The organism is Streptomyces sp. NBC_01237, from assembly GCF_035917275.1.
Lineage (GTDB): Bacteria > Actinomycetota > Actinomycetes > Streptomycetales > Streptomycetaceae > Streptomyces.
The window spans coordinates 738,808-763,080 of sequence record NZ_CP108509.1; the positions used below are offsets into that span (position 1 = coordinate 738,808).

Annotated in this window: 20 protein-coding genes; 13 read left to right on the plus strand and 7 right to left on the minus strand. The window is 70.1% G+C overall.

What is annotated here, in order from left to right; genetic code table 11:
- Positions 1 to 3 precede the first annotated feature (3 nt).
- The 8 genes from OG251_RS39845 (at position 4) to OG251_RS39880 (ending at position 9,468) form a co-directional block, all read left to right on the plus strand.
- Complete coding sequence (locus OG251_RS39845) at positions 4 to 957, plus strand: carbohydrate ABC transporter permease (protein WP_326682143.1); 954 nt, start codon at positions 4 to 6, stop codon at positions 955 to 957.
- A complete protein-coding gene (locus OG251_RS39850; RefSeq protein WP_326682144.1) occupies positions 954 to 1,769 on the plus strand; it encodes a carbohydrate ABC transporter permease in 816 nt (271 codons plus the stop codon). The genes OG251_RS39845 and OG251_RS39850 overlap by 4 nt, the downstream gene beginning before the upstream one ends.
- 5 nt (positions 1,770 to 1,774) lie before the next feature.
- Positions 1,775 to 3,628, plus strand: coding sequence for a glycoside hydrolase family 36 protein (locus OG251_RS39855; protein ID WP_326682145.1), 1,854 nt, complete (start codon positions 1,775 to 1,777; stop codon positions 3,626 to 3,628).
- Between the two features lie 56 nt (positions 3,629 to 3,684).
- Positions 3,685 to 4,713 (plus strand): LacI family DNA-binding transcriptional regulator, encoded by a 1,029-nt coding sequence (locus OG251_RS39860; RefSeq protein ID WP_326682146.1) that lies wholly within the window; start codon positions 3,685 to 3,687, stop codon positions 4,711 to 4,713.
- A gap of 214 nt (positions 4,714 to 4,927) precedes the next feature.
- A complete protein-coding gene (locus tag OG251_RS39865; protein ID WP_326682147.1) occupies positions 4,928 to 6,991 on the plus strand; it encodes a collagenase in 2,064 nt (687 codons plus the stop codon).
- Positions 6,949 to 7,395, plus strand: a complete 447-nt coding sequence (locus OG251_RS45105) for a proline racemase family protein (protein ID WP_442818457.1) — start codon at positions 6,949 to 6,951, stop codon at positions 7,393 to 7,395. Before OG251_RS39865 ends, OG251_RS45105 begins: the two co-directional genes overlap by 43 nt.
- Before the next feature lie 55 nt (positions 7,396 to 7,450).
- Positions 7,451 to 8,530 (plus strand): proline racemase family protein, encoded by a 1,080-nt coding sequence (locus tag OG251_RS39875; protein WP_326682148.1) that lies wholly within the window; start codon positions 7,451 to 7,453, stop codon positions 8,528 to 8,530.
- Positions 8,527 to 9,468: an ornithine cyclodeaminase family protein gene (locus tag OG251_RS39880; protein WP_326682149.1), complete on the plus strand. Its 942-nt coding sequence runs from the start codon at positions 8,527 to 8,529 to the stop codon at positions 9,466 to 9,468. Before OG251_RS39875 ends, OG251_RS39880 begins: the two co-directional genes overlap by 4 nt.
- A 384-nt stretch (positions 9,469 to 9,852) precedes the next feature.
- On the opposite strand, the gene OG251_RS39885 is transcribed toward OG251_RS39880, so the two are convergent.
- On the minus strand, positions 9,853 to 11,187 hold the full coding sequence (locus OG251_RS39885; RefSeq protein ID WP_326682150.1) for a hypothetical protein: 1,335 nt from the start codon (positions 11,185 to 11,187) through the stop codon (positions 9,853 to 9,855).
- Positions 11,177 to 13,396: a hypothetical protein gene (locus tag OG251_RS39890; protein WP_326682151.1), complete on the minus strand. Its 2,220-nt coding sequence runs from the start codon at positions 13,394 to 13,396 to the stop codon at positions 11,177 to 11,179. Before OG251_RS39890 ends, OG251_RS39885 begins: the two co-directional genes overlap by 11 nt.
- Before the next feature lie 695 nt (positions 13,397 to 14,091).
- Here OG251_RS39890 and OG251_RS39895 point away from each other — a divergent pair.
- The gene (locus OG251_RS39895) at positions 14,092 to 15,603 is read left to right on the plus strand and encodes a hypothetical protein (protein ID WP_326682152.1); all 1,512 of its coding nucleotides are present in this window, start codon (positions 14,092 to 14,094) and stop codon (positions 15,601 to 15,603) included.
- A 32-nt stretch (positions 15,604 to 15,635) separates the two neighbouring features.
- Here the strand turns inward: OG251_RS39895 and OG251_RS39900 are convergent, their stop codons facing one another.
- Positions 15,636 to 16,805 carry an IS630 family transposase gene (locus OG251_RS39900; protein WP_326682153.1) on the minus strand — a complete coding sequence of 390 codons (1,170 nt, stop codon included), beginning with the start codon at positions 16,803 to 16,805 and terminating at the stop codon, positions 15,636 to 15,638.
- A gap of 134 nt (positions 16,806 to 16,939) precedes the next feature.
- Between OG251_RS39900 and OG251_RS39905 the strand changes: the two genes are divergently transcribed.
- Complete coding sequence (locus OG251_RS39905) at positions 16,940 to 17,608, plus strand: class I SAM-dependent DNA methyltransferase (protein WP_326682154.1); 669 nt, start codon at positions 16,940 to 16,942, stop codon at positions 17,606 to 17,608.
- A gap of 207 nt (positions 17,609 to 17,815) precedes the next feature.
- A protein-coding gene (locus OG251_RS39910) for an IS5 family transposase (RefSeq protein WP_326682155.1) occupies positions 17,816 to 18,624 on the plus strand; the annotation gives its coding sequence in 2 pieces (ribosomal slippage) (positions 17,816 to 18,155 and positions 18,155 to 18,624; 810 coding nt in all).
- Between the two features lie 269 nt (positions 18,625 to 18,893).
- On the opposite strand, the gene OG251_RS39915 is transcribed toward OG251_RS39910, so the two are convergent.
- Complete coding sequence (locus tag OG251_RS39915; protein WP_326682156.1) at positions 18,894 to 19,049, minus strand: hypothetical protein; 156 nt, start codon at positions 19,047 to 19,049, stop codon at positions 18,894 to 18,896.
- A 202-nt stretch (positions 19,050 to 19,251) separates the two neighbouring features.
- On the opposite strand from OG251_RS39915, the gene OG251_RS39920 reads away from it, so the two are divergent.
- Both OG251_RS39920 and OG251_RS39925 read left to right on the plus strand, forming a co-directional pair.
- Positions 19,252 to 19,863 (plus strand): hypothetical protein, encoded by a 612-nt coding sequence (locus OG251_RS39920; RefSeq protein ID WP_326682157.1) that lies wholly within the window; start codon positions 19,252 to 19,254, stop codon positions 19,861 to 19,863.
- A 244-nt stretch (positions 19,864 to 20,107) separates the two neighbouring features.
- Complete coding sequence (locus tag OG251_RS39925; RefSeq protein ID WP_326682158.1) at positions 20,108 to 20,998, plus strand: MFS transporter; 891 nt, start codon at positions 20,108 to 20,110, stop codon at positions 20,996 to 20,998.
- 461 nt (positions 20,999 to 21,459) lie between these two features.
- Here OG251_RS39925 and OG251_RS39930 read toward each other — a convergent pair whose 3' ends face one another.
- From OG251_RS39930 to OG251_RS39940, 3 genes are all read right to left on the minus strand, one after another.
- Positions 21,460 to 22,062, minus strand: a complete 603-nt coding sequence (locus OG251_RS39930) for a 2OG-Fe(II) oxygenase family protein (RefSeq protein WP_326682159.1) — start codon at positions 22,060 to 22,062, stop codon at positions 21,460 to 21,462.
- Positions 22,063 to 22,089: 27 nt separating this feature from the next.
- Positions 22,090 to 22,896, minus strand: coding sequence for a dimethylargininase (ddaH, locus tag OG251_RS39935; protein WP_326682160.1), 807 nt, complete (start codon positions 22,894 to 22,896; stop codon positions 22,090 to 22,092).
- An 81-nt stretch (positions 22,897 to 22,977) separates the two neighbouring features.
- A complete protein-coding gene (locus tag OG251_RS39940; RefSeq protein ID WP_326682161.1) occupies positions 22,978 to 24,204 on the minus strand; it encodes an MFS transporter in 1,227 nt (408 codons plus the stop codon).
- Positions 24,205 to 24,273: the final 69 nt, after the last annotated feature.

The window sequence follows — 24,273 nt, forward strand, 5'->3', positions numbered from 1 at the left end:
CTCATGTCCCTCGCTCCGTCCGAACACGCTCCCGCCGCCGCCCCGGCCGGCCGCGGCACCATCGATCAGACCGGCCGCACACGTACGGGACGCCGCCGACTGCTGACCCCCACCTCCGTCCCGTACCTGCTGATCATGCCTGCCGTACTGGGCTTCGCGATCTTCAAGGCGTACCCCATCGTCGCCTCGCTCTGGATCAGCCTCACCACCGGCAACGGCGCCGACCGGCACTTCACCGGGCTCGACAACTACCAGCGCCTGCTGCACGACCCGCTGTTCTGGACCGCGCTGAAGAACACGGCTCTGATCCTGGTCGTCCAGGTGCCGCTGATGCTCGGCCTCGCCCTGCTCGTCGCGCTCGGCCTCAACTCCACCAAGGTCTGGCTGCGCCCGCTCTGGCGGCTCGGCGTCTTCGTCCCCTCGCTGACCGGCCTGGTCGCCGCCGGTGTGATGTTCTCCGTGATCCTCAACCGCGACGCCGGACTGCTGAACTGGGTCCTCTCCCTGTTCGGCATCGACCGGGTGAACTGGCTCGGCAGCCCCTTCTGGGCCCGCATCGGCGTCGTGCTCGTCATCACCTGGCACTACACCGGCTACAACGCGGTGATCTACCTCGCCGGCCTGCAGGGCATCCCCCAGGAGCTGTACGAGGCCGCGAAGGTCGACGGCGCGGGACCGATCCGCCGCTTCGTCTCCATCACCGTTCCCCAGCTGCGCCCGATCCTGCTCCTCACCGTGGTGCTCTCCACCATCGGCACCCTGCAACTCTTCGACGAGCCGTACGTCCTCACCGGCGGCGGCCCCGACAACTCCACCTTGACGGTCACCATGTACCTGTACAACAACGGCTTCAAATACTTCGACTTCGGCTACGCCTCTGCTCTCGCCTACGCGCTCGCGCTGATCGTGGCCGTGCTCGGTCTCCTGCAGGTCCGGCTGATGGGGGAACGCAAGTGAAGCGCCACAGTCCCCTCCTCACCCTGCTCCTCGCGGGCGCCTTCGGGCTCTGCGTCGCTCCGTTCTACTGGCTCGCCATGGCCGCCACACAGGAGAACAGCGACGTGTTCTCCTGGCCGCCGAAGCTGCTGCCCGGCGGTCACCTCATGGAGAACCTCCAGGGGCTCCAGGATTCCATCGGGCTCACCCGCGTCCTGTTCAACACCGCGCTGGTGGCGGGTGTTCAGACGGCCGGCGCGGTCGTGGTCTCGGTCCTCGCGGGCTACGCCTTCGCCAAATTCGAGTTCCGCGGGCGCAATCTGTTCTTCGTCCTGCTGCTCAGCACCCTCGTACTCCCCGACACGGTGATGCTCATCCCGATCTTCGAGATGATGATGAAGCTGGGTCTGATCGACTCCTACCAGTCCGTCATCCTGCCCGGCCTGGTCACCCCGTTCGGCATCTTCCTGATGCGGCAGTCACTGCGCTCCATGCCCGACGAACTCCTGGACGCGGCCCGCGTCGACGGCGCCGGCGAACTGCGGGTGCTGTGGCGGATCGTCATCCCGGTCAACCGGCCCGTCATCGCCGCGCTCGCGCTGTTCGTCTTTCTCGGCGGATGGAACCAGTTCGTCTGGCCGCTGATCGCGTTGCGCAGCCCCGACATGTACACGCTGCCAGTGGCCACCGCCACCCTGCAGGGCCTTGTGACCACCAACTACGCGCAGGTCCTGCTCGCCGCCGCCATCGCCGCCATCCCCGTGATGGCCCTCTTCCTCGTCCTGCAACGCCAGTTCATCTCCGGCCTGCTGGCCGGGGCCACCAAGGAGTGAGCACCGTGACCACCGAAGTACCCGCGGTTCCGCAGCAGCCGGTCCAGATCTGGCGCCCCAACACGCCGGCCGACGCGACCCCCGGCGCCGTCGTCCACCGGCAGCTCGCCACCGGGCTGCTCCACGGCGCCGGCCTGCCGCTCACCGTCCACCTCACCGGGCTCGGCTGCGACCGGCTGGAGACCTCTGTCACCCCGGTCGGCGACGGCGTGGCCATGATCGAGGTCACGGCGCCGGTCCCGGCGGCCGTCCGTGCCGAATGGCGGATACCCTGCGTCGGGGCCACCGCCTACTGGACACCGGACACCAATGCCTCCCGCTGGCTGCCGCCGTCCTGGGTGGCCCCCCGGACCGTCTCACTCGCCCTGGGCGCCCCCGTCGCCAGCCTGATCGGCGCCGATGACCGCGCGCTGTGCACCGCCGCCGCAGGGGAGACCTCCGCACCCGTGCGTGTCGGCGCCGGTGTGGTGGAGGAGAGCGGTGAGTTCGCCTTCACCGTGGAGCAGGACCTCACTCCCGACGGGCCGCCGCTGCGGCTGCGGATCGACCTCAGCGGCCGCCACTTCGCCGCCACTCTCCAGGCTGTCACCGCCTGGTGGGCCGAGGGCCTGGACCACCCCGGCGTCGCCCCGGCCGCCCGGATGCCCGCCTACTCCACCTGGTACAGCCTCCACCAGAACGTCGACACCGAGGCCGTCGAACGCCAGGCCGCCCTCGCCGTGGCCCTGGGCTGCGGGAGCATCATCGTCGACGACGGCTGGCAGACCGCCGACCGCGCCCGCGGCTACGGCCACTGCGGTGACTGGGAGCCCAACCCGGAGGCCTTCCCCGACCCCTCGGCCCATGTCGCCGAGGTCCACCGGCTCGGCGTCGCCTATCTCCTCTGGTACGCGGTGCCGTTCATCGGCCGGCACAACGACGCCTGGGGCCGCTTCAAGGACATGGTCCTGCGCGAGGAGCCCCGTCTGGACGCGGCCGTGCTCGACCCCCGCCACCCCGAGGTCCGGGCGTACCTGATCGAGAAGATCTCCCGCTCCGTCGAGGAGTGGGGCATGGACGGTGTGAAACTCGATTTCATCGACCGCTTCGCCGTCGCCGACCCCCCGCCCGCCCCGGCCGGGGCGGATCGCACCGCCGTCCACGAGGGTGTGCTCCAACTGCTCGCCGACCTCGACACCCGGCTGCGCCGCACCCGGCCGGACGTGATCGTCGAGCACCGCCAGCCCTACGTCAGCGCGGGGCTGTGGCCGTACGCCACCATGGTCCGCGCCACCGACTGCCCGCTCAGCCCCGCGGAGAACCGCCAGCGCACCGTCGACTGCCGGCTCACCGCCGGCCCGCTCGCCGTCCACGCCGACATGATCACGTGGAACTCCGCCGAGACGCCCGAGTCCATCGCCGTCCACCTCGTCAACGCCCTGTTCTCGGTGCCGCAGATCTCCGTCGACCTGGCCGCCCAGAGCCCTGACCGGCTCGCCGCCCTGCGCTTCTGGCTCGGCGTCTTCCGCCGGTACGCCGATGTCCTCCAACTCGGCGTCCTGGAGCCCGTGCGACCGGACCTCGGCTACCCCCTGGTCCGCGCCCACGACCGCCACACCACCGTGGTCGCCCGCTACGCGCCGCTGCCCGTCGCCCTCCCGGACCGGCACGCGGCGGACGGCCCGCAGACCCTGCTCGTCGCCAACGCGGACGGCGACCCCGTGGTGCTCCTGACCGCCACCCGACCGGAACAGGCCCTCGCCCGCGTCCAGGACTGCCGTGGTGAGATCCTGTCCGAGACCGTGCTCGACCTCGTCGCCGGGGTGAACCCGGTGACCGTGCCGACCGGCGGCCTGCTCACCCTGACCCGCGAGCGCTGACGACTGCGGGCTGGGGCGGCCATCCGTAGTCCCAGCCCGCCGACCACAGAGGAACGATGACCGCTCGACAGGTGACCATCGAGGACGTCGCACGCTCGGCCGGAGTCTCCCGGCAGACCGTCTCGAACGCCCTCAACGCCCCCCACCGGCTGCGCGCCACCACCCTCGCCCGGGTCACCGCCGCCATCGACGAACTCGGCTACCAGCCCGACCAGTCCGCCCGCAGCCTGCGCACCGGCACCCGCAAGGTCATCGGCTATCCCGCCCCCGCGGACAACCCCGCCGACCCCAACCCCCTGATGAGCGGCTTCCTCCAGGCACTGGTGACCGCGGCCGACGCCGTCGGCCACCGCATCCTGGTGTTCCGCTCCGACCCCCGGCAGGGCTCGGGGGCGGTGGCCAAGTCCTTCAACGGCCTGATCGCTGCCCGCCAGGTCGACGGGTTCGTCCTGTCCGACGTCGTCCACGACGACCCCCGGGTGGATGTGCTCACCGAGGCCGGCTTCCCGTTCGCCGCCTTCGGCCGTACCGCGCCCGGCCGCCCCCAGAACTGGGTGGATATCGACTCCACCGCCGCCACCGCCGCCCTGGTCGGACTCCTGCTCGACCAGGGGCACCGTCGTATCTGTTACATCAACTCCGCCGCGTCCCTGCCCTGGCTCGCCGACCGCAGGGCCGGCTTTCTGCGGGCCGCGGCCGCCGCCCCCGACGGCGCGTTCGAGGTCAGCGTCCCCGACGACGAACCGGCCGCACTTTCCCACGCCGTCCGGCGTCTTCTGACCGGACCCGACCGCCCGACCGCCCTGGTCTGCGCAAGCGACTGGCTGGCCCTGACCGCCTACCAGGCCGTCCGCGCCGCAGGCCTCACCATCGGCGGCGATGTCGCCGTCACCGGCTTCAACGACATGCCCCTCTGCACGCTGCTCCAGCCCTCCCTCACCAGCGCACGTCTGCCCCTCGCGGCCATAGCCCGTGTCCTCGTCGACCAGCTGATCACCACCGTCGAGGACCCTGCCGCAGCCCCGACGAGCGGGCTGCTGCTTCCCGCGGAACCGGTGGTGCGCGGCAGTACGCCGGGGCGGTAGTACGGGGCCGCATCCGTCACGCCCCCCGGCGTGACGGATGCGGGACCACGGCCGCCCCCGGCTCGACAGCACGGCTCCGGGAAATCCCCGGTGAATTCCCGGTGCAGGGGCCTTCCCAGTGCAGTGTGGCATGTGAAATTGTACATTGCACAGCGGGCATGCACATGCCAACTCGTGGTATGGGCCCGTCGATTCCCCCCATGGAAGAGCGAACATGCGAATATCTTCAGCGCGCCGTGACGCGCGCAGGGCGCACCGGCGCCTGGCTGCTCCTCTGGCCGCCCTGGCCCTGGCCCTGAGCCTGGGAGGCGGTCTCCTCGCCGCCCCGGGTCTCGCCGCCGCGACCCCGTCCTCCTCCTCCTCCTCCTCCTCCTCCTCCTCCTCCTCCGGTCCGGCGGGTGCCCCCACGGCCGCCGGGACGCAGCTCAGCATCCTCGGTTCCGACCCGGACAGCCCGCGGGCCCAGCTGGACACGGCACCGGCCGCGGCGGCGCACGCGGGCCGGCGCGCCTCCACCGCCTCCGACCGTCCGCCGCTCAGCGCCGACCAGTCCGCGCAGCGCACCGACTACAGCCGGCCGCAGGCCCGGAAGTCCCTGCATTCGCGCCCCTCGCAACTCGGGCGCAAGAGCGGAGTCCGGGCAGCCGACTGCCAGATCGGTGACTTCACCCAGAACACCGGCGACGCACTGGTCCGGAAGATCAAGGAGTCTGCCACCGACTGCGTCAACACACTGTTCAACCTCACCGGCGGCGACGCGCGCGGGGCCTTCCGCGAGGAGCAGATGGCCACCGTCGCCCAGGCACTCCGGGCGGGTTCTGCCGACTACCCCGGCGACAGTTCCACCGGGATGCCTCAGCTGGTGCTGTTCCTGCGCGCGGGCTACTTCGTGCAGTGGTACCACCCGGACGACGTGGGCCCGTACGGCGGCACACTGAAGTCCGCGATCCAGGGCGGCCTGGACGCCTTCTTCGCCGCCCCGCGCTCGCAGGACGTCACCGACGCCAACGGCGAGACTCTTTCCGAGGCGGTCATCCTGGTCGACAGCGCCCAGGAGAACGCCCGTTACCTGTCCGTCGTCAAGCGGCTGCTGGCCGACTACGACGAGAGCTACAACGACTCCTACTGGATGGTCAACGCGGTCAACGGCGTCTTCACGGTGCTCTTCCGCGGGCACCAGGTGCCGGAGTTCGTCACCGCGGTGGAGCAGGACCCGAGCGTGCTGGACAGCGTCACCAAGTTCGCCGTGGACCACATCGACACGCTCGGCAGCGACAAGTCGTTCCTCGTCTACAACGCCGGTCGCGAGCTGGGCCGTTTCCTCCAGCACGACAGCCTGCGCGAGAAGGCCGCTCCGCTGGCCAAGGACCTGCTCGCCAAGTCGCAGATCACCGGCCCCACCGCGCCGCTGTGGGTGGGCGTCGCCGAGATGACCGACGCCTACGACAAGGAGAGGTGCGAGGAGTACGGCACCTGCAACCTCAAGGAGCGGCTGACCGAGGCGGTGCTGCCCGTGCGGCACGACTGCGGAGGCGGCATCACCGTCAAGGCCCAGGAGATCACCGCCGAGCAGCTGGCCGAGGCGTGTCGCAGCATGACCGAACAGAACGCCTTCTTCCACAGCGTGGCGCGCGACAGCGGCCCCGTGAAGGACGACCGCAACGAGACCATCGAGGTCACCGCCTTCGACTCCAGCAACGACTACCGGACCTACGCCGGGATCATCTACGGCATCGACACCAACAACGGCGGCATGTACCTGGAGGGCGACCCCTCGGTGGAGGGCAACCAGCCGCGCTTCATCGCCTACGAGGCGGAGTGGCAGAAGCCCGAGTTCGCCATCTGGAACCTCAACCACGAGTACACCCACTACCTCGACGGCCGGTACAACATGTACGGCGACTTCGAGGACGGCATGACGACCCCGACCGTCTGGTGGGTCGAGGGCTTCGCCGAGTACGTCTCCTACTCCTACCTCAAGCAGACCAACGAAGCGGCGATCACCGAGGCCGGCAAGCGCACGTACCGGCTGAGCACGCTGTTCGACACCACCTATGCCAACAGCAACCAGGACCGGACCTATCGCTGGGGCTACCTGGCCGTCCGTTTCATGATCGAGCGTCACCCCGGCGAGGTGGACAACCTGCTCCGCTACTACCGCAGCGGTGACTGGCCGGGCGCGCGCGACCTCCTGACCCGTTCCATCGGCGGAGCCTACGACTCCGAGTTCGATCAGTGGCTGATCGACTGCGCGGCGGGCGCCTGCAAGACCTCCTGACCCGTCGGCCCGACCGGGAGACCGGTCGGGCAGCTCCGCCGCCCCCGGCCCGGGGGCGGCGGAGCGCTTCGGCGGTACGGGCCCGGGTGGTCCGGCTCGACCGCTCGCCGTGCGGGACGGGAACCAGCGCACGGATGGCACCGCCGCACGCACGGGGGCTGCCTACGACCGGGCAGGGCGTCGTCCACGGGTCCTTCATCGGCTCCCGCTCCACCGGCCGGTACCAGGCAGCACCTGCTCGATGCCACAGCCTCCTTCCCGGCCGGGTTCACCGTGTGAACCCGGCCGAGGGGCCCGTGCGGCGGGCCCACCGCCCGATCGGCGTCCGGCCCGCCGTGCCCCTATGCCCGGCCGCCGCACGGCGGACCGGCCCACAACACGCAGAGACACATCAGGGAGGATGACCAAGTGACATGGGAGAGTCCGACGGTGGTCGGCACACCGGAAGGGAGCAGGCGGGTGGAACATCCGACAGCGACGGCGCAGACGCGCGGACCGCTGCGCACCGAACCGGTCGAGACGGTGGAGTGGCATACCGGGGGCGAACCGTTCCGGATCGTGCCGCAGGCTCCACCGGCCGTGACTCAGCCCGGGCTCACCGTCGCCGAACGGCGTACGGCCGCCATGGCCAGCGACGAGGTCCAGTGGACGCGGGCCCTGCTGTGCGGCGAACCGCGCGGCCACGCCGACATGTACGGGGCCTTCCTGGTGCCGCCGGACGACGCCGGTGCCCACCTCGGAGCCCTCTTCTGGCACAAGGACGGCTTCTCCACGGCCTGCGGCCACGGCACGATCGCCCTCGGGGCATGGGCGGTCGCCTCGGGCCTGGTCCCGGCGTCCGCCGACGGAACGACGGACGTCGTGATCGACGTACCCTCCGGTCGCGTCACGGCGTGCGTACGCACCGCCGGCGGCCGGGTCGCGGACGTGACGTTCATCAATGTCCCCGGTTACGTGCACGCGCGCGGCGTGGAGGTGACGACCTCGCACGGACCCGTCGCCGTCGACATCGCCTTCGGCGGCGCCATGTACGCGGTGCTTCCGGCCGCGCGCTTCGGCCTCCGGGTCCGGCCGGAGGACATTCCCGTGCTCGTCGCGGCGGGCCGCGAGATCCGCGACGCGCTGAACGCGGCCGGCGCGGCCGGACATCCGGAGGACCCGCGGCTGTCCGGCGTCTACGGGACGGTGTTCACCGAGGAGGCCGGCCCACCGGCCCACCGGCCCGATGGCACCCGGCGGTTGCACCACCGCAATGTCACCGTGTTCGCGGACGGTCAGGTCGACCGCTCCCCGTGCGGCTCGGGCACCGCCGCACGGGTCGCGCTGCTCGCCGATGCCAGGGAACTGCGGCCCGGCGACGAACTTCTGCACGAGTCGGTGGTGGGATCGGTCTTCCACGCCAGGATCGCCCGCCTGACCACTGCCCACGGCCTCCCCGCGGTCGTACCGGCCGTGACGGGCACGGCGTACGCCACCGGGACCTGCCGTTTCACCGTCGACCCCGACGACACCCTCCTGCCGGGGTTCGTGCTGCGATGACGACGATGCTCGACGAGAAGGACGTGCTCGCGCTCGGACCGGTCGGCGCGGTCGCCTCAGTCCGGGAAGCGCTGGTCGGGGGGCTCGACCCGGACGGGGGCGTGCCGCGTGCGATCGTTCCGCTGGCACATGGTCAGGGGCTGCTCATGCCCTCGGAATCCGGCGGCTGGTTCGGTGTGAAGATCGCGACCGTCGCGCCGGGCAACGCCGCGCGCGGGCTGCGGCGCATCAACGCCACGTATCTGCTGCACGACAGCGAGACCCTGACCCCGGTGGCGATCCTGGACGGGGTGGCGCTGACGACCCTGCGGACCCCGGCCGTCTCGGTCGCGGCCTGTCTGGACCGGCTGCGCGCGCTCGCGGACGCCCGCGGGGGACTTCGTCTGGTGGTCTTCGGTGCGGGCCCCCAGGGCGAGGGGCACGTCGCCACCGTCCGGGCCCACGTCCCGGTGGCCGATGTCACGGTCGTCACCCGGCGCGGGGGACCCGTTCCCGGCTGGGCGGACCGGCACACGACGGCGGACGGCGCGGAGACGGCTGCTCCGGTATCTCGCGCGGATGTCGTCGTCACCGCGACCTCCGCCCGCGAACCGGTGTTCGACGGACGGCTGGTGCGCGACGGTGCGGTGGTGCTGGCGGTCGGCTCGCACGAACCGGACGTGCGGGAACTCGACGGCGCGCTGATGGGCCGTGCGACGGTCGTCGTGGAGAGCCGGGAGACCGCCCTCCGCGAGGCGGGCGATGTCGTGATGGCCATGCACGAGGGCTCACTCCTCCCGGACTCGCTGGTGACCATGACGGACCTGATCGCCTCGCGGGCCGTAGCCCCGGCCGACCGCCCGCTGGTCGTGAAGACGTGCGGGATGGCCTGGCAGGACCTGGTGGTCGCCGTCGCGGCCTACCGGCGGAAGGGGGGAACGCCGGGGGCACGGTCCTGACCGTCCGGTCCGTGGGCGCCCCGACCGGTCGGCACAGCCGGTCGTGCGGGACGGGCCCCGTGTCAGCGGGGTCCGCGCCGGAGGGCCGAGGACGCGTGGCCGGCTTCCCGCTTCCGCGCCGGCCACAGGGTCCGCACATGCGCGAGATGGCCGCGCATGTGCTCGCCGGCCTCCGGCGCGTCCCCCGTGATCGTGATGTCCCGGCACCGGTCTCCGCGTGACAATCCATCACCGGCGTCCGAGCACCGGTACGACGCAGCCCCAGTCCCAAGCAGGATCCGGACCATAGGCGGGCCAACTCCCCACATTCAGCGCGCCGGACCGACATCCTGGCCGGTCAGAAGGGTGCACCGCCGGTAGCGCCGGCAGAGCGGCATGCCGGGCTCACTCCCCGGCCGCGCCCCGGCCCGCGGAACGCTGCCGGGCGCGGCTGAACTCACCGGTGCCGACTCGGGCGGCAAGCGTGTCGTCGGGGCCGGACAACAGGGATCCGTAACCGGTGGCCGCCCACAGGCTGCGTTCGGGGGCCACCTCGAAGTAGGGAATGGTGCGGCCCTGGTCGCGGACCGCCAGCACCTGCGGCGAGCGGCGGGCGTGCAGGGCCTGACCGCAGTCCTCGCAGACCGCGACGTCGACCCGCTCCCGGCGCCCGAGCGGACGCCAGCTGGTCCGGCGAACGGCGCGGCCGTGCCGAGGGTCGAAGAAGCACAACGGAAGTCCGGGGTCCGTGGCCAGGGCGGAGCGGCCCTCGGCGACCAGGGCCAGTACTCCGACCAGATCGGGCATGCCCTGTGCAGCGTCCAGCACCCGGCCGGCCGCATCGTAGGCGTCCAGGGCCCGGCTCAGGCCCGGAGTGGCGGCGCCGTCGGCGTGCTCAACCGCCTCGCCGAGAGCGAGTATCCCGGCGGAGGCCTGTCGGCGCAGCCCTGCCTCGTCGGCAGCCTGCTCGGCGGCGAATACGGCGTCAGGGAAGGTGAAGGCGGTGTGCCGGGGCGAGCGGCGGCGCACCAGGAGGGCAGTACCGGCGACGGCGAGTATCAGTACCGCGGCAACCGCGAGCCAGGTGCCCGGACCACCGCCGGAAGAGGAGCCGGACGGGTTCTCGTCGAGCATGGGCCGGGCTGAGTACTCCTTGTCGATCCTGGCGGTCTCAGCCTTGTAGACCTCGGTGCCGTTGCCGGTGTTGATCAGTTCCACGGCCTTGCCGACCCGGGCGGCCAGTCCGGCGTCGTTGAGCTCCTTGAGGAAGCCGACGGCCGCGGCGGCGTCACGAGTCTGGTGCGCGTCAGTGGGCCATTCGGTGCCGGTGAGCGACTTCCCGTACTTGTCGGTGGTGATCAGGATCAGCTGTTGCTGCCCCAGCCGTTCCTTGATCACCGAGGCGAGCGCGCGGTCGTTGCCGTCGAACGCGTCGCCCTTCTTCAACGGCACCAGCACCACCTTGATCGGAAGGCCGGTCGTGGCGATCTGGTCGACCAGGGCGTCCTGCTGGGCAGAGTTGACGGCGGCCTCGTAGGAGGGGTCTACGTAGACCGGGCTGTCGGCCAGCGCCTCGGCGATCGTCGACGCGGTCGGCCCGGTCCCCGCGGTCTCCGCCCGGGCCGCGGCGCCGGTGCCGAGCAGTGCCGTGCAGGCCATCAACAGAGCGGTGAGCAGCCGGGCGGCGGAGCGGCGGGAAGTGCCGGACGGGCGGTCACAGGTCAGATGTTCACTGGACACTGGCGGACTCCCTGGCCCTGAGGATGAGTGTGTCAAGCCCTTCACGGGCAGCCGGAAGGACCTGTCCGGCCTCGTCCCAGGCGGTGCGGGTGCGGCTGTCCGCCGCGGGCAGGCGCAGCAGCCGTTCGGTGACCTCCCGTTCGCGGGTGGCCGGGCCTGAGGCGCTGCGGTCGGCGCCGCTCCTGCGGAGGGCGTCCCGGCACGCGGGGCACAACTGCGCGGACCGAGGGCCGACGTCGAGGTCGACGAGCCACCCCGGGACCCTGCCGCCGGTGGCCTCGCCATGCAACGGGTTGAGCCGGCAGAGGGTGGGGTGGAGGTGTCCCCGAAGAGCGGCGAGTCCGGCCTGGGCGAGCACGAGGACAGCGGCCAGGCGCCCGGCCTCGGCGGCCTCGTCAGGACATCCGTCACCGGAGCCGGCCAGCAGCTCGGCGGCGTCCAGGCAGTCCCAGGCGCGGGCGCGGCCGGGCGCTTCCTGGCCGGCGGCCGCCAGCCTCCCGCTGAGCTCGCGGACATCGGCGGCAGCCCAGGCGCGCAACTGCCGGACGGACGGCAGCGCAGTGGCATGCCGAGGTCCGGCGTGCGACGGCGAGGGGTCCGACGCGCGGGTGCGGAGGGAACGCAGCACGGCCCGGGTGAGGACGATCCCCAGCCAGGCGAGCGGCAGCAGCACGCCCAGCAGCATCGTGCCGAGCATGATCCCGGGCCCGAAGTCGCTGGTGAACAGGCCGGGCAGCCGGTTGTCGCGCAATGGGGGAAGTCCGGCATCGCGGTCCGCGGGGTCGTCGCCCTTGCTCGGCCTGGCTGCGGCAACGGCGTCCAGGGTCCGGTTGAGGCGCGGCACCACCCGGAGGTCGCCGTCGCTGCGGTACTCCGGATACAGAACGCTGGACGGCAGATCCCTGAAGCGGCGCGCGGCGTCCTGGTCGGTCCCGAAGGTGTCCAGGTCGATCCGGCCGGACACCGGGTCGATCAGCACATAGACGCCGTTCCGGCCGGTGCGTTCATGCACCCGGGCGAGCAGGACGCTCCTGTCGCCCCCACTCTCGTCATCGCCGTCCGTCGTCGTGACCAGTACGTGCACCGGGCCCTTGGGCACGAGATCGGCGATCCGCTGCCGGATCGCGGGCAGGTCGGCACCGGCCAGCACGTCCGCGGTGGACGGGTCCTGGTAGACCGGTCCGGCGGCGAGCCCCGCGGCGACCTCCTCCACCCTGGCGTCCAGGTCGCCCCGGGTGACGGTGAGGTCGGGCCTGTCGACGGTCTGCGGGAAGACGGTGGGACCGGCCAGCACCACAGCGACCGCGGCAGCCACCGCCGCCACTGTCGTCACGGGCAGCACACCGCGTCGCCGGGCAGCGAACCAGGTGGTGCGGGCCGGAGCCTTCGGATTCGCCGCTGCCTTGCCGGCGGCCTTTGCCGGACCCTTGGCCAAGGTGACGGCCGGAGTCTCGACCGGGGCGGCGGACTTCTTGTTCCCGGCCGACTGCGAGCGGCGCCGGGAGAGCCGGATACCGAGGGCCAGTACCAGGCCGGGGATCACCACCACGGCCAGGCCGAGCAGCAGGTTCTGGTTGTGCCGGTCGGTGGAGCTGATGTACAGGTCGGGCTTGCCGTCCTTGTGATAGCGGTCGAACAGCGCGTCCGCGTCGGCTGCGGCCCGGTCGCGGCCGGAGGCGATCGCGTCGACGAAGGACTCGAACGCGGCGAGTGGAGCGGCCCCGTACGGGGTCCCGTACAGGGCGATACGGCGGGCCTCCTCGACCGGGACGTCGACGCCGAACGCGGAGGCAGAGATGCTGCTGTGGTCGCCGATCAGCACGTACAGTCCGTCCTCGCCCAGCCGGTCGTGCACCAGGGCGAGCAGCGTGTCGTCGCCCGCAGGCAACGCCAGCACATAGGTGGGCACGCCGGTGCGTTCGGCGAGGGCGGCGATGTCCGGGGCGAGCGAGCGCGGCAGCCTACGGGGACGGTCGGCCGATACGTAGACCGGATTCCTGCGCAGTTCCCCGGCCAGGCGCTCGGGCTGGGTGGTGCCTTCGGCGAATCGAGCGGTGGGAGCGGTGGTGGCTGTGGCGCTCGACGCGGTGCTCGGGCCGGCCGCGGCACTCGTTCCGGCGCTGCCGAGCAGCACGAGGACCGCCAGCGCCGCGCCCGCTCGGGCCCTGAACGCCCCAGTCCGTCTCCGTATCCCTGTCAGCGTCCGCACCAGTGCCCTCCCGTGGTTCGGACGGTCACTCTACCGGTGCCGGTTCCCGACAACTACGGATGCCTTCCGGCCCCGGGGAGCCTGCCGCGGCACTGCGAGGCACGGGACCCGCTGCACCTGGAATCCACCGGTCGCCCTCTTCGGCATCGAGGCCCGGGGGCAGCGGCGCCCGGTCGGCCATACACCCCCTGCTCGTACGTCGGCAGAAATGTGGGCACTCGACCCCCTCGACGGTGAAATCGGCCACCCTAACGGGGTAATGCCCGACAGATCACGGGATAGTACATTGGGGATGGCAACGAAGAAGCCAAGTGACTGGGCTTCAGTTCCTGTGTCCGAGCACCCGACGCGGTGTGCCCAGTACCAGCCGCAGAATCGCGAAGAGGGGCGACGCGGCCGCTTCTGTTCCTCACCTCAAGGACATGACCGGCTGCGGCAACACATCGCTGGATGACGATCGACGTCATGTCAGCCAAGGCCCTGCGAGCGCGGTCCCCCGGACGGCCTTCCTCCGCTCCCCTGTCGCTCGACCGACTTCAGGTCCGTCGGTATCTCTCAACGGACCTGCCCCAGCTCGGCTTTCAACGCTTCGGCCGCCGAGCCGACACACCAAACCCCTCGTGCACCAACGGCGCCACAGTGGCAAGGCGCACACCGCCACTGCCACCACTCCACCCCACAAGAGGAGTTGACCCATGAGTGGATGCGGCTGCGGGCAGTCCCCCATTGCCATCGGCGGCTGTCAGCCCTCCAAACCGGCCTGTCCCCCCGTCGCTTGTCCCGGCTCCAAGCCGTGCGAGCACTGCGAGACGACCCCACTGCGCGACTCCGCGCCGTACCGGGTGGCAGCGACCGCGAGCAGCACCGACCCGACGCCGTACTACACCATCGCCAACACCCATGCCGCGCTGGACCCAGTCGTCGCCCAGACCATCCTGAACAGCGGGACGGGCACGTTCCCGGCCGACGACGGGACGCACAACGGCCAGCACACCTGGCTCGCCGGTGTCGTGCACATCGACCCTGCGTCACTGCGGGGCAACCCCACCAGCGTCACGGTCAGCGCCTCGGTCCATGTCCACAACGACGGCAGGAACGCGGCCTGCCGGCTCTACGGCCGCTTCGCCCTGTGGAACGGCACGACCCCGATCCGCACCGACCTCCTGGGCCCACCCGATCTGCCGGCGGGGGGTGACGACAACGGCGTCATCCCAGCGACCACCGTGTCCGTCGCGGACGTCCTCGCGGGAAAGATCGTCGTCGAGCTCAACCTGGAAACAGGCAACGACGACGCCTGCCGGGTCGGCCCCAAGCAGTGGACCGTCGACAGCTTCGTCCTGACCGTCCAGGCGTCCGCCCCGGGCTGCGGCAGGCCGTTCCTCCGTACGACCTGCCGCAACTGCGACGGCACGGTCACCTGCACGACCGACACCCTCGACGGCTCGACGACTCCCTACGCCGCGGTCCCGCCGGTCATCCCGGTCGCCTCCTGCCAGGACGGATGTGCCGCCGCCCGCCCTCCGTGCCTCTCCACCGACCGGGGAAACGCCATCACCCGGGGCAGCGACGGGTGTCTGTACGCACCCGACACTCCTGCTCTGGACCCGTCCCCCTGCAATGCCGCGAGGAACACGACCGGTGGACTACTCGTGCCGCGGATCGACCTGACGGGTATCGCTCCTGGCGGCAACAGCAGTGGCGAACGGTCGGTGGACATCGACGTCACCGGCACGCCCGGCTGCCCCGAAAGGTGGAAGATCGGCGCCCGACTCACACCGGTGAGCGGGTTCCTCAACTCCGAGCGCCAGCACGCCAACCTCCTGGCCCGGGCCGGTACCGACGTACCGATCCCCGAGTCCGACATCGTGCTCCCGGAAGCCGGGGTGTACCACATCGACAGCGATGTACGGTACGCGCTCGGTTCCGCCACGGGCGGCAGCGGCTACATCATCGGCTGGCTCAGGGACGAGACCACGGACACCCTGCTGACGAGCTTCACCCAGATCGCGGCGATCAACGCGGCGAGCCAGGAGCAGCAAGGCGGAACCACACACATCATGACCGAGTACGCGGTCACTTCCGGCCCCCGGAGGGTCCGCCTGCACCTGATGTTCGTCCTCACCGGCGGCAAGATCTCCAACGCCGAGGCCGGTGGCACCGACAGCAATGGCGCAACCCGGATGCGCTTCCTCAAGGTCAGGGACTAAGTGGTCCGTTCCGGAAGTCCTTCGGGGGTTGATCAGGCTGCCAGGGCGACGGAGGATTCTTGGTGTCGGTCGGCGGGTGTGTGCCGGTCGAGTCGGGCCAGCAGATCGTCCAGGTCGGAGGTGGTGAACCTCCACTGGAACGGCTGTGCCGTGGCGTTGTAGCGGTCTTCGAATGCTCGGAGCCGGTCCCCGACCTGGGTCAGGTCGGTGAAGTCGTTGGGTGAGACGACCTTGCGCTGCACCACGGAGAAGTAGATCTCCACCTGGTTCAACCAGGAGGCGTGCACGGGGGTGTGGACCATGACGGCGTTGGGGAACGCCGCCGTCAGCCGTTCGGCGGCCCTCTTGCCGCGGTGGGAAGAGCCGTTGTCGACGACCCGGAAGACACGCCTGGCGCTGGCGTAGGGTTCCTGTGTCATGACCTGGACGACCAGGCTCATGAACGGGGCGATGCCGGTGCGCGGTTCGCAGCGGCCGAGCACTTGGGCCTGGTGGACGTCGTAGGCGGCCAGGTAGGCCACGGCACCGCCGCGGCCGTACTCGTGATTGACGCGCATCGCCCTGGCCTGGCCCGGGGCCAGGGTCGGGTGGCAGCTGCAGCGGGCCTGGACCGAGGTCTTCTCGTCGCTGGAGACGACGTACTCGTCCGTGCCGAGGGGTTCGCCTTCGAAGGTGCGGGCGTACAGGTCCAGGACCCGCTGGGCCCCGGCGCGGAAGTCCGTGTCGCGGATGAAGATCCAGGACCGGTACTGCCAGGACTTGAGCGCGTCCTGGCGCAACCAGCGGCGCACCGTGGACGCGGAGATGCTGCCGGTGATCTGGCGCGCGGTCAGGTCGGTGGCCAGCTCCGGGCACGACCAGCGCGACAACGGGGCCCCGGTCTCGGCCGGGAGCTGGCAGGCCAGGGCCTTGGCCTCGGCGACCTGCACGGGGGTGAAACGGGCCGGGCGCCCCGAGCGCCTGCGGTCGGCCAGGGCCGGCAGCCGGCCGTCGGCGAAGCGGTTGCGCCAGGTCCGCACGGTGTCCAGGTGCAGGCCCGTCTCGCGGGCAATGTGCGCATTGGGGCGCCCGCGGGCCGCGTGAAGCACGATCGCGGCCCGCTGCCGGGCCTGGTACGCGGTCTTGTGACCGTAGGCCGCCTTCTTCAACCGCTCACGTTCGGCGTTGGTCAGGACGATCGGACGGGCGAGGGCAACAGGCATGGCCGGCAGGCCGATCGGGAGAAGTGGATCACCGGTACCGCAGTCTCCCGTGCCCGTGGCGGGACTTGTCGGGCAGGATGACCGTCATACCCACGCCCCCGGATTCCACAAGGCCACCGTCCTATTGTTGGCTGATGCGCGCACACCATATTGACCGCCCAGCCGATCTCGACGTCGTCCGTGAGTCCTATGACCAGGTGGCCGACAACTACGCCCACATGGTGGTGACGACGGGCATGGGTGACATCCGTCGCCATCCCTGGCTCAAGGCGTCGATCGACGCCTTCGCCGACACCGTGGGCGAGCTCGGGCCCGTCCTCGACGTCGGTTGCGGCCCCGGCACGGTGACCGGCTACCTCGCCGAACGCGGACTCGACGTATCCGGGGTAGACCTCTCTCCCCGCATGATCGAGAACGCACGCCGTCTTCATCCGCAATGCCGCTTCAGCGTCGCCTCCGCCACCGAGCTCGACCTCGGTGAAGCCTCCCTCGGCGGCCTCCTCGGGTGGTGGTCACTGTTCAACCTCCCCCGCGATGTCCTTCCACAGGTCCTCGCCCATTTCGCGCACGCCCTGAAGCCGGGCGGGCACTTCATCGCCGCCACACACGTCGGCGACGAGGACGCGGTGCGCACCGAGGCCTACGGAGGAGTGCCCGTTCGCTGGACCACGCACAAGTGGCGGCCGGAACAGCTCGCGGACCTGATCGAGCAGGCCGGACTGCACCCGGTCGCCGAACTCCGGCTCCCCGCGGATGAGCAAACCGGGCCGGGCGTGGTCATCATGGCCAAGCGCCCCGTCTGAGGACCCCCGGCCCCAAAGGCGCCACCCTCCGGACTGCGCCTGCGCCCTCTACCTCGCAGCCCCCGACACATCTGACCAGCCCCACACGACGCCGCCTCCGGAGTCAACCCCCGAAGGACCTCCGGAGGCGACCACTAACTGATCGTTTCAGAATGAGATCGGTTTAGTGGCTTGGCAGTTGGGCGTTGGGTCGGCAGGATCTGGTGGGTGTCTGCTGACCTTGTGCCTGATGACCTGTGGGAACGCGTAGCTCCGCTGCTTCCGGTTCGTTCGCCTCGGCGGCACCGGTATCCCGGGCGGCTGCCGGCCGATGACCGTGCTGCTCTGCGGGGCATCGTTTACGTGCTGCGCAAGAGTGTGAGCTGGCGGGACGTTCCCGCGGAGCTGGTGGGCTGCAGTGGGGTGACGGCCTGGCGGCGCCTGCGGGACTGGACCGAAGCCGGCGTATGGCCCCGCCTGCACGAGGTTCTCCTGGCGGAACTACGTAAAGAGGGCCTGCTGGAGATGGACGACGCCTCGATCGGCGGCTCGCACGTCAGAGCCCTCAAAGGGGGGCTCACACCGGACCTTCGCCGGTCGACCGGGCCCGGCCCGGCAGCAAGCACCACTTGATCGTCGACCGGCACGGAACTCCGCTCGCCGTCTCTCCGACCAGCGGCAACCGCCACGACGTCACCCAGCTCATGCCCCTGCTGGACGCCATACCCCACATTCGCGGACTGCGCGGCCGGCCACGCCACCGGCCCCGGCGACTGTTCGCCGACCGCGGGTACGACTACGACAAATACCGCCGTCTCGTCCGCGCACGTGGGATCACACCCAAGATCGCCCGCCGCGGCACCCCGCACGGCTCAGGACTGGGCAAGACCCGGTGGGTCGTCGAGCGCACCTTCGCCTGGCTCCACCAGTTCAAAAGACTCCGCATCCGTTACGAGATACGAGCCGACCTCCACCTCGGACTACTCCAACTCGCCTGCAGCATCATCTGCTTGAGGCGACTCCGGACCTCATTCTGAAACGATCAGTAAGGGCTGTCCCGTGGGGCGTCGCTTCGTTCGGTGAGTGGGCGTCGGCCGAGTGAGGGTGTCGCGCCGGTAGACGCAGTCGAGCGCGGCGATGCCCCAGTGGCTGCGAGGCGCTCGGGGCCGAGAGAAGATGCGCGTGCGTGTCACCGCACCCGTCGCGTGAGCTGTCGGGCGCCCCGGTGGGCACCGGACGGCCGCAGCGACCACCGGAGTCCGCCCGGCCGTGCCGCCGGGTCAGGTCCCGGCGGCCGTCGGCGCGGTTATTCCTCTCGTTCCAACTCGGCCTGGGCCCGCTGGGCGTCCAGGTCGTCCTGAGCGGTCTTATAGATGTCGCGCACGAGTTCGGCGCCTTCCTTCTCGGATGCGCCTGTGAGGCCCCGCATTCGATCGGCCCAGGTTTCATCAGGCTGAGTCATCTCGGTCTCCAACCCTGGAGGACACGGACATACGCCAGGTTCAACAGGTGGCAACGGCGAAAGACACATCGACCATTACCCCACTTGCAACGATATCGCGCTGTTTGTCAGCACTCCACCCGCCCACGGGCGAGAGCGGCATCGAGGCAGCGCCGGGACGTAGTCTGATCAACCTTTCACTCAGAAACCGAGGACTCCCATCTTGTTGCGCTATTGGATCGCGGCCGTGCGTCGCACCGCCGTGGCCGCCGCTTCGGTCGCCGTTGTCGTGGGGGCGGCCATGGCCGGTGTACTGATATCGGAGGACACGGACGTCTGGTCGGCCGCGCTGCTCCAAGGTGCGCTCGCCGGCCTCCTGGCCGGCGTCGTCCTGTCTGCCGCGGTCGCCACGTCGAGCACGTGGCATGCCTGGCGTACGGCCTCGCGTCATGGTCTGAGTCCGGCCGCCGAGGCCGCGGCTGTGCCCTGCACCGCCGAGTTCCGGACCCCCGTGCCCGCCGGCACCACCGCCTACCAGCTCACCGACAGCGTGCTGCACGCCCTCAAGAAGGTGCCGTTCCCCCGGATCGATGAAGTCGAGGAGTTCACGCACGGCAAGCTCACCCTCGTCTGCACGAGTTCGCTCGCCCTTCCGGTGAGGCTGCACATCTCCATCGAGACAGACCGGGACACCGCGACGGTGACCATGGACGCCCGCCCTGTGACCACATGGAAGCGTCTCGACGGCGGCGCCAGCTGGAGCGTCCTCACAGCGACCAAACCGCATGTCAGCAAGGCCATCCACCATGAAGCGGGCAGCACGAACGCAACCTGAGCACGGTCGACGACGGCCTTCTTGGCCTTGGCTTTGCAGTTGCTGCTGAGTGGTCGCGGCGACCGAGGCGGAACTCATCTGAAGCCGGAAGACGGACTGAGGCCGTACCGGCGCATCGAGGGTTTCCCCGCATGGGAGAAGGCCCCGGAGATGGTGGTGGTGGAGGAGGCGGCGTGTCCGTGCTCGGTGCGGCTGTCGGCACCGTCGCCTCCGGCGCGATCACCACCGGGTGTCGTGGCGGTGGATGTTCGCCGTACCCGTCATCGTCGCCGTCCTCGCCCTGACCGTCGCGCGGCGGCTGCTGCCGTCCGGGCCCGCCGGAACGTCCCGGCCCCGGCCCGGCCTCGACCCCGCAGGGGCCGTACTCGCCACCCTGGGCATCTCCGTCGGCAGTTATGGCCTGATCGTCAGCGGCGATCACCCGTGGACGTCTGCCGACGTGCTCGTCCCGCTCACCGCGGGCGCCGTACTGCTCTCGGCGTTCCTCGCGGTCGAGCGCCGTGTCCGCCGGCCGCTGCTGCCGCCCGGGTTCCTCAGGAGGCCGAGCCGCGCCCTCGGGCTCACCGGCATTCTGCTGGCATCGGCCGGCACCGGAGTGGTGACCTTCCTGCTCTCCCTCTACCTTCAGCAACAACACCACTGGACACCGCTGGCGACAGCCGGCGCCTTCATACCCTTCACCGTCGTCCTGATCACGACCAGCCGCGTGGCCGGAGTGCTGGTCGGACGATTCGGAGCGGCCCGCGTCACCACCGCGGGACTCCTCACAGGAGCAGCCGGACTCGCACTCCTCGCCGGCATCGACCCCGGCACCACCTTCGCCCTCGGCCTCCTGCCCGGCCTCATCCTCCTGCCCGCCGGTGCCTCCCTCATCTTCTCCGGAGCTGCCGTCCTGTCCACGGCGGACGTACCCACGCATCAGACCGGTCTGGCAGGCGGCACCATGAACACCGCCATGGAACTCGGCCCCACCGTCGGCCTCGCCGCACTGATGTCCGTCGCCGCGACACAGACCGACACGGTGACCGGCTACGCCTGGGCCTTCTCCACCGGCGCCGCCGTCTACCTGGCCGCCGCGCTCGCCGCACTCGCACTGAACCGCCGCACCACCACCGCAAGGCGCGATCCTTCATGACTGACGGTTCGCGGGTTCAGCCGCAGAGGTACGGACGAGAGGGGCCCGCGACACCGTCAACCCGGAGGAGTGCGCAGTCGGGGACTGTCGGTCTTCGATCACGTTGCCGCATTGCTCGCGCGGAACGGTTCCTGCGCACGAACCGCGCCCCTCGGGGCACGAAGCCGCGTCTCGCCGCGGGCAGCGAGTTTCTCCAGGACCGCGCGGTGGAGCCGAGCCCGAACCCGGTCCAGGCTCCACCGCGCGATCCGCCGGCAGACCGTCCGCCGGGCCGGACCGAAACACTGTCGGAAGCTGCCGCCATGTAGAGCCCGAGCCGGCCGCGAGGACGACCGCGGCCAGAGCCTCACGTTCGGCAGCCCGACGCCGGCCCCCGCCCTACGGACGCCTCACCTCTGCTCGACGAAGGAGTCCGTCGACAGCCGAACGTGTCATCGCCCCCGGGCCAGGATGAGAAGGAGTCACTGACCTTCGGGCACGAAGAACATGACCAGCGAACCACGTACACCGGAGCTCACTTCGCTCACCTCGTGCACCAGGTCGTTGGTGCCGACGAGAATCGAGCCGCGGCGAAGGACGAACCGTCTGGGCTGCTCGCTGTCCCCGTGAGCCACGAACTCGCCGCCGGTGTAGTCATCACTGAGACCGATGACGACGTTGGCGCAGTACTCCGGGTTCGATTCCGAGTCGGTGTGGCGTCCTATGTACTGGCCACGCTGCATGTAGTTGACCTGCGACCGCCGTACGGACACCTTGTGGCCACACAGCTCGCCCCAGTAGGCCATTGCCTCACTCTTGGCAATGATCTGAAGGATCTCCTCGGCGATGTGCGGCGCTGCCACCTTGTGAGGTGCGGAGCTGGAACCGGACATCGCGATGTCGAAGGAGTCGACGACTATGCGCCCGACCTCGACATTGTTGTTGTCGCCGATTCCTACATCACGCGGCAGCTTCTCGCAGAGCTCAGCCACCCTTTCGATCTCCTCTGCGGAGTAGGGCCCGTCATCGGGTCCTTCGATCATCAGGACGGAATCCAGCATGAGCAGTTCGCGGTTGGTACTCATGATTTAGCCTCCCTAGTGGCGTGTGGGTCAGCGAAGTACCAGCGTGCAGCACTTGACGCTGCCGCCGGCCTTGAGAAGTTCCGATACGTCCACTCCGACGGGGGTGAAACCCCGTTTCTCCAACTGCGGAATCAGGCCGGTCGCGGCCTTGGGCAGAAGAACGTTCCGACCGTCCGAAAAGGCGTTGAGTCCGAACACCGCGGCGTCTTCGTCCGACGCGATGACGGCGTCCGGGAACATCTCCTTCAGAACTGCCTGGCTGCCGGGCGTGAACGCTGCCGGATAGTACATTATTTCGGTATCGGAGAGTACGGCCAGGGCGGTGTCCAAGTGGTAATGCCTCGGGTTGACCAGGGTCAGCCCCGTGACCGGAAGCCCGAAGAATTCCTGAGCTTCGGCGTGTGACCGGGGGTCCGTACGGAAGCCCGTGCCGGCCAGGATTCTGCGGCCGACAGTCAGGTAGTCACCTTCTCCCTCATTGATGAACTCCGGCCACAGGACGTCCTCGTAGCCGTTCCGCAAGAACCAGTTCAGATAGGCGGGCCCTTCGGCCGTGCGCTCGACATGCCGGAATCGGGCGCCCAGGACCTTTCCATCGACGACGGTGGCACCGTTCGCGGCGAAGACCATGTCCGGGAGGCCGGGAACGGGCTCCACTACCTCAACGGTGTGCCCGAGGTCCGTGTAGAGCTGCTGGAGCTCCTCCCACTGACGCACCGCCAGGCCGTTGTCGACCGGCTTCTCCGGCGCCATCCATGGGTTGATCGAGTAGACGACGTCGAAGTGCCGGGGACGGCACATCAGCAGTCGGTGTGGTTCGGCCGTGCGGAACATTCACCGCTCCGTTCTGGAATTCGTGGTTTCCACAGGGGACAGCATCGACGCCTCCGATACGGCTCGATGTGAATCCGGTTGTCAGCGGCTCTGAAGCTCGTCGGTGCACCCGATGTCCTCCTCGTCCGCGCGGGCGTCACCCGCCGCCGCCCGTGCTGCCGGCCGCCCTCCGCGTGTCCTACGCCGAGCGGAGATCCCGAGCACCACCGCTGCGGCCAACAGAGTGCAGAGACCCATGCCGAGCATGGCCGCCCGCAGCCCGTAGGCATGTGCGACGACACCGGCAAGAATCGGGGGGGCCAGGCTCCCGAAGGACTGAACCGCCCTCCAGAGCCCCATGGCGCGTCCGTGCATCTCCGCAGGAGCGGCCTTGAGGAAGGCGATCCTGCTCGCGGGGTTGAAGAGACCCGCGGCCATTCCCCAGAGGGAGATGGCGGCGAATGCCATGCCCACACTGTGGGAGGAGGCGAACAGGGATTCCCCGGCGCCGACGAGCACCACGGTCATGACGAAGAACCAACGGCGGACGACGAGAGTCTGCCCCTTCGACATCACGTAGGTCGCCGCCAGGAGCGCGACTCCGAAGGCCACTTGGAGAGCCGCGTACGTCTCGGCCGGCTCGGACAATACCTCGCTGACGAAGAGAATCTCCAACGGGCCGATCCAGCCCAGGGACACCCAGACAATGCCCGTCAGTACCAGTGCCTCACGCAGCGACGGATCTCTGATGAGGCTCCGGTGACGGCCGCCCGCATCAGGGTTCCTGTCCCTGCTGCGGGAGGGCACGTCGACCCGCAGCACGCAGAAGATCGCCAGTCCGACCAGATGGACGGCCGCGTTCGCCCACTGGGCGCTGTTGCTGCCCCAGTTCGCCAGCATGACGGCCGACAGGGTGGGGCCCGCGACGATGGGAACGCTGCTGGCGAAGCCCAGCAGAATGCTCGATCTCACTTCCTGGTTGCTCCCCAGCATCCTGCTGGGCAACGCGTCGATGGCGACCTGGGTGACCGCCCTGGCCACTCCGCTGATCAAGGCCGCCACGAGCAACCACTGCGCCGAGTCCGCGACGGCAAGGCCGACCGCCCCGCCGACACCGACGGCAGTGCTCGCCGCCCCCACGACAGCGGGACTGTGCAGATCGGCCAGACGTCCTATCCACGGCCCCAGGAGGATGGTGGGGGCTCCCCAGACCGTGGCCACCAGGGCGAGGTACAGCTCCGTCGCACCCAGTTCGTAGGTCGCCCGCGCCTGGTTGGCGACCAATGCCATCCACCAGGCGGTGCCCATGGTGAGCTGGAGGGCTACCACCAGACTCAGGGGAGCGGGCCTGACCCGCAGGTGTCGTCGTAAGTGCCTCCTCCCTGCGGTCGTCTCGTC